The sequence below is a fragment of the Corynebacterium sp. UMB4614 genome (assembly GCF_030217065.1).
In the GTDB taxonomy this organism is placed as follows: domain Bacteria; phylum Actinomycetota; class Actinomycetes; order Mycobacteriales; family Mycobacteriaceae; genus Corynebacterium.
On the sequence record NZ_JASONC010000007.1, the window covers coordinates 97,550 to 105,660 of the forward strand.

9 protein-coding genes are annotated in these 8,111 nt (G+C 63.2%); 4 read left to right on the forward strand and 5 right to left on the reverse strand.

Going from position 1 to position 8,111, the window contains the following annotated elements:
- Window positions 1-42 precede the first annotated feature (42 nt).
- On the forward strand, window positions 43-381 hold the full coding sequence (locus QP413_RS04890) for an Lsr2 family protein (protein WP_148811497.1): 339 nt from the start codon (window positions 43-45) through the stop codon (window positions 379-381).
- Between the two features lie 44 nt (window positions 382-425).
- A complete protein-coding gene (locus QP413_RS04895) occupies window positions 426-1,058 on the forward strand; it encodes a DUF2020 domain-containing protein (protein ID WP_284780888.1) in 633 nt (210 codons plus the stop codon).
- A gap of 238 nt (window positions 1,059-1,296) precedes the next feature.
- Here QP413_RS04895 and QP413_RS04900 read toward each other — a convergent pair whose 3' ends face one another.
- Complete coding sequence (locus QP413_RS04900; protein ID WP_015381112.1) at window positions 1,297-2,118, reverse strand: class E sortase; 822 nt, start codon at window positions 2,116-2,118, stop codon at window positions 1,297-1,299.
- Between QP413_RS04900 and yidC the strand changes: the two genes are divergently transcribed.
- Window positions 2,117-3,064 carry a membrane protein insertase YidC gene (gene yidC, locus QP413_RS04905; RefSeq protein ID WP_284780890.1) on the forward strand — a complete coding sequence of 316 codons (948 nt, stop codon included), beginning with the start codon at window positions 2,117-2,119 and terminating at the stop codon, window positions 3,062-3,064. The genes QP413_RS04900 and yidC overlap by 2 nt on opposite strands.
- 82 nt (window positions 3,065-3,146) lie before the next feature.
- Here yidC and QP413_RS04910 read toward each other — a convergent pair whose 3' ends face one another.
- The 3 genes from QP413_RS04910 to QP413_RS04920 all read right to left on the reverse strand — a co-directional run bounded on the left by QP413_RS04910 (window position 3,147) and on the right by QP413_RS04920 (window position 5,125).
- Window positions 3,147-3,824: a TetR/AcrR family transcriptional regulator gene (locus tag QP413_RS04910; protein WP_284780892.1), complete on the reverse strand. Its 678-nt coding sequence runs from the start codon at window positions 3,822-3,824 to the stop codon at window positions 3,147-3,149.
- A gap of 90 nt (window positions 3,825-3,914) precedes the next feature.
- A complete protein-coding gene (locus tag QP413_RS04915) occupies window positions 3,915-4,820 on the reverse strand; it encodes a universal stress protein (RefSeq protein WP_070758241.1) in 906 nt (301 codons plus the stop codon).
- 146 nt (window positions 4,821-4,966) lie between these two features.
- Complete coding sequence (locus QP413_RS04920) at window positions 4,967-5,125, reverse strand: hypothetical protein (RefSeq protein ID WP_246818008.1); 159 nt, start codon at window positions 5,123-5,125, stop codon at window positions 4,967-4,969.
- Window positions 5,126-5,146: 21 nt separating this feature from the next.
- Here QP413_RS04920 and QP413_RS04925 point away from each other — a divergent pair, with 21 nt between their 5' ends.
- Window positions 5,147-6,268: a pseudouridine synthase gene (locus QP413_RS04925; protein ID WP_284780893.1), complete on the forward strand. Its 1,122-nt coding sequence runs from the start codon at window positions 5,147-5,149 to the stop codon at window positions 6,266-6,268.
- Between the two features lie 90 nt (window positions 6,269-6,358).
- Here the strand turns inward: QP413_RS04925 and QP413_RS04930 are convergent, their stop codons facing one another.
- Window positions 6,359-7,894 (reverse strand): MFS transporter, encoded by a 1,536-nt coding sequence (locus QP413_RS04930; RefSeq protein WP_284780896.1) that lies wholly within the window; start codon window positions 7,892-7,894, stop codon window positions 6,359-6,361.
- Window positions 7,895-8,111 lie beyond the last annotated feature (217 nt).

Below are 8,111 nucleotides of genomic sequence, written 5' to 3' on the forward strand. Positions count from 1 at the left end.
TCTCAAATCCCTAAATCATCGATTCAGGAGTTGCTGCACACAATGGCACGCAAAGAAATCACCCAGTATTTCGACGATATCGACAACGCGCCGCTCGCCGCGGAGGACGTTAACGTCGTGGAGTTCGCCGTCGATGGCGTGACCTACTCTATGGACGTTTCGACCGCTAACCGGGAGAAGTTCGAGGAAGCTCTCGCCCCCTATATCGCAGTCGCTCGCCGCGTTCAGCGCACCAGCGCCCGCCGCGCGCCACAGAGCACCAATAGCCCAGAGCGCAGCCGCGCTATCCGCGAATGGGCACAGGCTAATGGCCTTCAGGTTTCCGACCGAGGCCGCATTCCGCAGGATATTGTCGATAAGTACGACGCAGCACACTCCTAAAACACACTTCGTGAAAACTCGCTGCGCGCACTAGTATTTCGACCATGGCGCTTTCTACCTTTCGCATTTCTCCTGCCCGCCCCGTCGCGCGAGCCAGCGCAGCTATTGTGCTCATCGGCTCCCTCGCGATGGCGGGCTGTTCTGTAATTGGCGACGATAAGCCAGAGCAGAACACGGAAGCCCAGCAGTCGAAGGACGGTCTCCTGCCCGGCGAACCGGTCCCGGGTGTGAAAGGCACCGAGCTGCCGGTCGATACGCTGCCTGCACCGGTGGGCCAGTCGGACTCCGAAACCCGCTGCCCGTATCTCGACGGGGAGTGGCTGCAGACAACCACGGGCCAGCGGTGGACCGCCACGGGCCTCGACGGGCGCTTCGATCCGCCAGCGTGCGTCTTCTGGTCCTACGAGGACGTCCCCCAGGCGCAGGTGATGGTGCGCCACATGACCAGCAACAAGGATGCCGTCGCCGTCGTGGACCACGCCGCCCCCGTGGACTCCACCCTGAAAGCGCTGAAGCCCGAGGGCTGGAGCGGTGGCCGCAGCGGTGGCAAGGACGGCGAGGGGGCCGTCTACGCTGTGTGGAAGGACCAGACCGCGGTCGTCGTCTTCACCGCCCAGGAACAGTCCCTCAAGGCGGAGCAGATCGCCACGGAGACGATCAAGAACCTCAAGCTCTAAGCCGGCGCGCCCACCATCCTCGAACCCCGGCCCCGGCTGGGCCCGCGGGCGGCCATGCGCTTTTCGGCCAGTGGCCGGCTTAGTCCACGGCCACGCTCGTCCACGGCATCATCGGGCCGATATACGGGAAAACTACCTCCATCAGCAGGAGGAAGATAGCGACCAGCACCACGATCGTGATGATTAGCTTCACCCACCACGGGCCAGGCAGCATTCTCCAGAGTGCGGCGTACATGGTCTAGACCTCCGTGAGCTCTGCCGGCACGAAGCCGGGGGACTTGGGTTCCTTCTTCTCGAGAACAGCGTGGACGATCATGCGCTCCGCATCAGAGAACTGCGGGTGGCAGGTGGTCATCGTCAGCAGGGCTGCGTCCTCAGGCCCAACCTCCACCCCGGGGGCTCCGGGGATCGGGTTGATAACGTTGATGTCGCTGGGCAGGGTGATGTGGCGCCCCTGGACGCCCGCATACGGCCCGCTGGACATCTGTTCCGCAACCTTCTCGGGCAGGCACTTCGCCGCTGCGGCCTTGCGCTGATCGGCGGGGACGTCGATCGGCAGCACCCGATAGATGTTCCACGATCCGGCGGTCTCGACGACGACGGCGTCGCAGGTCTTCAGCAGGCCCAGGTCGTTGAACGGGGAACCGCGGCCGACGCGGTGGCCGGCCATCGCGAAGTTGCCCCGCTCACCGGGCCCCTGGCTATCGAGGTAGTGGCCCGGCCCCTTCGTCAGGTCACCATCGTTCGTGCCCTTGACCACCGCGAAGTTAAAGTCGCTGCCGAAGGCGGGGATGTGCAGTCGCGCAAAAGCCGCGCCTTCGGTGAGCTCCGTGAGTGGTCGCGGGTTTCGGGAATCCCACTGGCTATCGAGGTCTCCTGCCACGATGGCCTGCTCGCGTCCCGAGGAGATATCAGTCCAGTACACCTCGTAGAATGCGAAGAGCAGGGCGATCACCCCGAAGGTTACGAAGATTTCGCCAAGGACGCTGATCGGGTCCAGCTTCCGGCGGTGCTTACCGTCGCTCATGCGCATTACGTTACACGCTAAGGTTCTTTTCATGATTATCGTCGAATACCCGGTTGCGCTGGTGCTCAAGCTCTGGCACGTGCTTTTCACCAAGGTCTTCGGCATTGCCCCCAGCGTCGCCTGGATCGTCGCGGTGATTTTCCTCGTGCTGACGGTGCGCAGCCTGCTCGCGCCGCTCACGCTGCGCCAGATCCGGTCCTCCCGTAACCTCTCCAATCTACGGCCGCAGTTGTACCAGCTGAGCCAGGAGTATGTCGGGCGTACGGACGCGGAGTCGCGAAAAGAGCTCAACCAGCGGCGTAAGAAGATGCAGCTCGAGGGTGGCTACCGGATGCGGGACGGCTGCCTGCCGGCGCTGATCCAGATCCCCGTGTTCGTCGGCCTGTACCGCATGCTGCTGCGGGTGGCGCGTCCGAACGGCGTGGTGGATCCGGATAATTTGCAGGGTTTCGGGCCTCTTTCCGACCAGGACGTCTACACCTTCATGCATGCCCGCATCTTCGGCGTTCCCCTGATCACCTACGTCCAGATGCCGGCGCAGTCCCTGGCAAACCTGGGCACAGACCAAGCGAGCGTGTTTCGGGTGGCATTGCCGATGGTGTTGCTGGCCAGCACCTTCACGGCGACGAACCTGTTCTTCTCGATCCGGCGGACGAAGGCGACGATGGACCCGGACCAGGGTTTCAGCTATTTCGCTCTGGGTCTGCTGAAGGTGATGCTGCCGATCGTCTTCTTCATGCCGATCCTGTTTGGGCTGCTCGGACCGCTGCCGGTGATGGTCTTCGTGTATTGGCTGACGAATAACCTGTGCACCCTGACGATCACGCAGGGCATTCACATGTGGAGCGATAAGACCCACCCGTATACGGAGGAGTTCCACGCCCACAATGAGCTGCAGCGACAACGCCGCATGGAGAAGAAAGAAGAGAAGAGAGTCGCTAAGAGACAGAAGCGGCGGACCGGCCGGCACCGCCGCTAGCCACAGCGAGCGCCCAATCCCCCGCGCTGCGGAGAGTTAGAGTCGACGCAACCGCACGGGCGGGCTCAGGCTCCTAGCCAGACTAGATGTGGTAGCTCATCGGGACGGTGAGCAGCAGCTGTTTGGCCATGTCCCGGGCGGTCTCCAGCGGGCCGACGTGACGGCTCATCTTCGAGCCCACGAGGCCACCGTCGAGGAAGATCATCAGCTGGTCTGCCAGCGAGCGGGAGGTGTAGCCGAAGCGTTCGGTGAGTAGGTCGGCCATGGTCTCGCGGACCCAGGTGCGGTGAGCCATTGCGGCCTGACGGATGCGCACCTCGGATTCCACCTCCGGGCGCGGGTATTCGCTGGCGGCGTTCTGGAAGTGAGAGCCGCGGTAGTTATTCTCCGGCTCGGTCTTGATGCACAGGTCGAAGAAGGCGATGATGCGCTCTTCCGGCTTCTCGCGATCCTTGGCGAGCTCCTCCCAGTCCTCGCGCCACTTCTGGTCGAGCGCCTCGAGGTAGGCGACCACGAGGTTGTCCTTGGAGCCGAAGAGGGAGTAGAGGCTGGCCTTGGCGACGTCCGCGTCCCGGAGGATGCGGTCGATTCCGATCACGCGGATGCCTTCGGTGGTGAAGAGGTTCGTGGCGCTGGCCAGCAGGCGCTGCCGAGGTCCCGGGCGGTTACGCCGCCTGGAGGTGGCCTTCTTCGTGGCCTTCTTGGCGGTGGTTTTCTTCACCGCAGCTTTCTTCGCCGTGGCCTTTTTGGCGGGCCCCATCCCTCGGTCACTTCCTCTTCTTTTCAGTCAATAAAGTTCTCCCCCGGCCATGGGTAGTCAGGCCAGGGGAAAAGAACTCAGTCAAGCATCCTACTTGTTGCGTGGACGCACGACCATCATCGGGCACGGCGCGTACTGCAGCAGTGCGCGGGAGGTGGAGCCCAGCAGCATGCCGCGGAAGCCACCACGACCGTGGGAACCCAGGACGAGCAGCTGCGCGCCCTCAGCCTCGTCCTGCAGGGCGCCGACCGGACGATCACGAGCAATGATCTCGGTGACCTTCACGTCCGGGTAACGCTCCGCGAACGGAGCGATCTCCTGCTTCAGCAGAGCGATGTGCTCGGCCTTCTCCTGCTCGCCGGCGTTGAGGCCGGCGTAGGAGGCGTAGAACTGGGAGTCATTCCAGGCGTGCACGGCGGTGAGGCTAGCGCCGCGGGCAGATGCCTCGCGGAAGGCCTGCTCCATCGCCTGGCGGGACACCTCGGAGCCGTCGACACCGACGACGACCGGGCCGTACTTGGACTCCTCGCTGACGTCGCTATCCTTGCGCACGACCACGACCGGGCAGTCGGCGTGGGAGACGACCGCGGAGGAGACGGAGCCCATCACCAGGCCAGAAAGCCCACCCAGGCCGCGGGAGCCCATGACGATCATCTCGGCGTCGCGGGAGAAGTTCAGGAGGATGTCCACTGGGGAGCCCTCCTTCACCGCGTGGGAGACCTTAATATCCGCGTTGAAGTTGCGAACCAGCTCGTGGGCGGTCTCAATGCGATCGTTAGCCTCACCCTCGAGGTCGTCGTAAAGCTCCTGCGGCGGAACCATGCCGTCGGCGTACATGAACTGCGGCATGGTGTACGCAGAGACGAGCTTCAGCGGCTGGTTGCGCTTCAGCGCGGCGTTGGCTGCCCAGAGAACAGCGGTGTTGCTGGCCTCGGAGCCGTCCACTGCGACGATAATCTCGCGTCCGGAGTTGGTATTCTGTGGCTGATCGCTCATCGCGACTGTGTCCTTCCCAATAGAACTTTTGTCCTACCCCCATTATCCTGGCTTTTCATTGCGCTCGCTACCGCAATGAATTGATTTCCAATAACCGGAGGAATCAGACGAAAAAGACCCCTTTTTTGGAGGGGTCTTGTGGTGAATTAAGGCTTCTTAGGCTCCGGCAGCGGGACGTCGTGGGCGCCCGGTGCGTTGGATGGAGAGATCAGCTCCCAAAGCACCTGGAGGAAGCCCTTGACCACACGGCCGAAGTCGGTAGCGAAGAAGCTGGCGAGCGAGTTCATAATCACGTTGAGATCCATGAAGAAAGTTTTAGCACCCTAATGGTTCCCCTCGCAATTAAGGATGGCCTCAATCCCTCCCGGGTGGCCTTGCCGCATACGGCGGAGCCCACCACGGCCCTCGACTTCCTCCGCGAGCTCATCTCTGCCCAGCGCCACCGCCACCCCGAGGACGACGAGGCCGCCCTGCTGGAACGCTTTGCCGCCGGGGAGGTCGTCGACGACGCCGGTCGCCCCCTCTCCCCCAGCGACGTCATCCGCCCCGGTCGCTACATCAACTTCTACCGCCGACCCGCCCCCGAGCGCCCGGTCCCTGGTCAATTGCGCCTCCTTTTTCAGGACGCCAACCTGCTGGTGGTTGATAAGCCGCCTTTCATGGCCACTTTGCCGCGGGGTCAGCACATCGTGGAGACCGCCCTGGTCCGAGCACGCCGACAATTCGGAATCCCCGAGCTGAGCCCGGCCCACCGGCTGGACCGGCTGACCCGTGGCGTATTGATGTTCACGGTGCGGCCCGAGGTTCGGGGCCCGTACCAGCGCCTCTTCGACGAGCGGGTTCCGGAGAAAACCTACGAGGCCGTGACTCTGCCGGCTGATCAGGCGCCCTTCTCTCCTCTCCCACGATTCCGGGGATGGCGGGAGTGGCCCGCGCCGACGCCGGAACAGCCGTGGCTCCTGCGCCACCACATGGTGAAGGAACGGGGCCGGCTGGCCACTTATCTTGTCGAAACAGAGGCTGCGGTGATCGAGGTTTGCGCCGCTCAAGAGTCCGGCTCGGCGGACGCCTCCCCTGGTCACGATATGTTTCCCACACCACCGAATGCGCTCACCAAGGTGGTGGGGTTGCGAGCTGAGCGCCGCATGCTCGCAACCGCCACGGACCCCACCCCTCGGGAGCGGGAGGTGCTGGTCTGGGAACTGGTGCCGGAGACGGGCAAGACTCACCAGCTGCGCGTCGCCCTGAGAACCCTAGGGCTGCCGATCCTCAACGACCCTCTCTACGAGGAGCTTTCGGATGCGGCGCTGCACGACCCGAGCGCGCCGCTGCCGAGCCCACCATTTGCTGGCGAGGAGGATTTCGGCCGCCCAATGGAGCTCACGGCTCAGCGTTTGCGTTTCGAGGATCCATTGACGGGTGAGCTACGCGAGTTCTCGACGATCTAGGCGGTCGCTGTCTCAGGCCGTCCCGGGACGTCTCGGGACAAGGACCCCCGTGGTCGGCTAACGGCATCAGCACAGCTTGGCGGCGCTGTTTTAGACAATTTCCGATTCGCCGGGCTCGCGGTGGCGCAGCAACCGGTTGGTGTACAGCGCGCCTGCGGCCAACACGAGGACAACAATGAGGGCTGTCAGGGTATATGCGCTGAGGTAGGAGTCGTGCGCATGCTGGAGAACCGTTGCCTTCACGGAACCGTCGGGAAGACCGGCGGCGAATTGGACGGCGTCCTGGAGGCTGACATTCGGCTCGTGCCCCGCAGATCCGTGTGAGCCTGCGAGCGCGGGCGCGTTGACGTCATAAAAGATGGAGTAGACGAGGGTAATCGCACTGCCGAGGATGGCGACGGACATCAGAGCACCGAGCTCGTAGGAGACCTCCTCGATGGAGGAGGCCATACCTGCACGGTTCGGTGGTGCCCCTCCAATCATCGCGATCGATGACACGGCCATGGACGCACCGAGCCCAACCCCAAGAATCCCGAGCCCGGTGAGGATCACTGCGTTGGAATTAACCTTGGAGCCAACGGCAACGATGATCGCACCAAGGGCTCCCACTGCCATGCCCCCGGCGATGAACGGCCTCGCGCCATGAACGGTGTACAGCCGGCCGGCAGTGAGGGAACTGATCAGGGATCCAACAGCGACGATGGTGACGTACACGCCTGCGTGCAGTGGGCTGAAGCCGTCAATCAGCTGGAGGCGCTGGGTGGTGAGGAAGTCGAAGCCTGCGACCGCGAACATCGCTAGTCCTGCGCCGAAGACGCCGGAGAGGAATGGCGGGGAGCGGAAGATGCCGAAGTCCAGGAGCGGCTCTTGCAATTTGCCCTGACGCTTCGTAAACCGAAAGCCGAAGATCAGCGCCACCGCAATGGCGATGGCGACGACCGTCCAGTCGACGGGTCGGTGCGCGAGCTGCTTGATGAAGAGCACAAAGGAGACCAGCAGGATCATTGCCTGCAGGACTGAACGGAAGTCCCAAGCCTGGTCCGGGTTGGGTTCGTCGCGTTTGGAGACGAAGGGCAACGCGATGAGCGCAGCTAGGACGATGGGGACGTTCATGAGGAAGACGGAACCCCAACGGAAGTATTCGAGGAGGAGTCCACCGACCACCGGGCCGAACGCGGCGGCGAGGGTGGCGAGGGCCGACCAGATGCCGATCGCGAGGTTCATCTCGGCTGGTTCTTCGAAGGTGTGCCTGATGAGGGCGAGAGTGGCGGGCATCATGGTGGCAGCGCCGATGGCCAGCAGGCCCCGAGCGGTGATAAGGGTGGCGACATTGGGGCTATAACCGCCGAGCACGGACGCGAGACCGAAGATGCTGAGGCCGATGATGAACAGGCGCCGGTGGCCGACTTTGTCGCCGAGGGTGCCGGTGCCCAGGAGAAGCCCACAGATGACGATCGGGTAGGCGTTGATGATCCACAGCATTTGCGGTGCGGTGGCATCGAGTTCCGCGACGATGGTTGGGAGGGCGGTGTAGAGGACTGTGTTGTCCAGGCAGACGAGGAACACTCCCATGCCGACGGTGGCGAGGAGGAACCAGCGGCGTGGGTCCTTGGCGATTTCGTTCATTTTGTGCGCCGTCCAGCTTCTTCGAATTCACTCCGGTTCGGGTATCTAGGGTCGAGACACCAAAAGCCCCCGTTGGTTTGGGGGCTATAGGGAAATAAAAAAAGTGGTGGTGCGACGGGTTGTCGATCATCACCCGTAGAAAACGGGAACAACCAACAACACGTCGCACCACCACTATGAAAGTTTAATGCCGGCGGCGTCTTACTCTCCCACACCC

What these genes read in the sequence shown, in the direction of transcription:
- QP413_RS04890 (WP_148811497.1), top strand. Translation starts at nt 43, where the DNA reads ATGGCACGCAAAGAAATCACCCAGTATTTCGACGATATCGACAACGCG.
- QP413_RS04895 (WP_284780888.1), top strand. Translation starts at nt 426, where the DNA reads ATGGCGCTTTCTACCTTTCGCATTTCTCCTGCCCGCCCCGTCGCGCGA.
- yidC (WP_284780890.1), top strand. Translation starts at nt 2,117, where the DNA reads ATGATTATCGTCGAATACCCGGTTGCGCTGGTGCTCAAGCTCTGGCAC.
- QP413_RS04900 (WP_015381112.1), bottom strand. Translation starts at nt 2,118, where the DNA reads ATGAAAAGAACCTTAGCGTGTAACGTAATGCGCATGAGCGACGGTAAG.
- QP413_RS04910 (WP_284780892.1), bottom strand. Translation starts at nt 3,824, where the DNA reads ATGGGGCCCGCCAAAAAGGCCACGGCGAAGAAAGCTGCGGTGAAGAAA.
- QP413_RS04915 (WP_070758241.1), bottom strand. Translation starts at nt 4,820, where the DNA reads ATGAGCGATCAGCCACAGAATACCAACTCCGGACGCGAGATTATCGTC.
- QP413_RS04920 (WP_246818008.1), bottom strand. Translation starts at nt 5,125, where the DNA reads ATGGATCTCAACGTGATTATGAACTCGCTCGCCAGCTTCTTCGCTACC.
- QP413_RS04925 (WP_284780893.1), top strand. Translation starts at nt 5,147, where the DNA reads ATGGTTCCCCTCGCAATTAAGGATGGCCTCAATCCCTCCCGGGTGGCC.
- QP413_RS04930 (WP_284780896.1), bottom strand. Translation starts at nt 7,894, where the DNA reads ATGAACGAAATCGCCAAGGACCCACGCCGCTGGTTCCTCCTCGCCACC.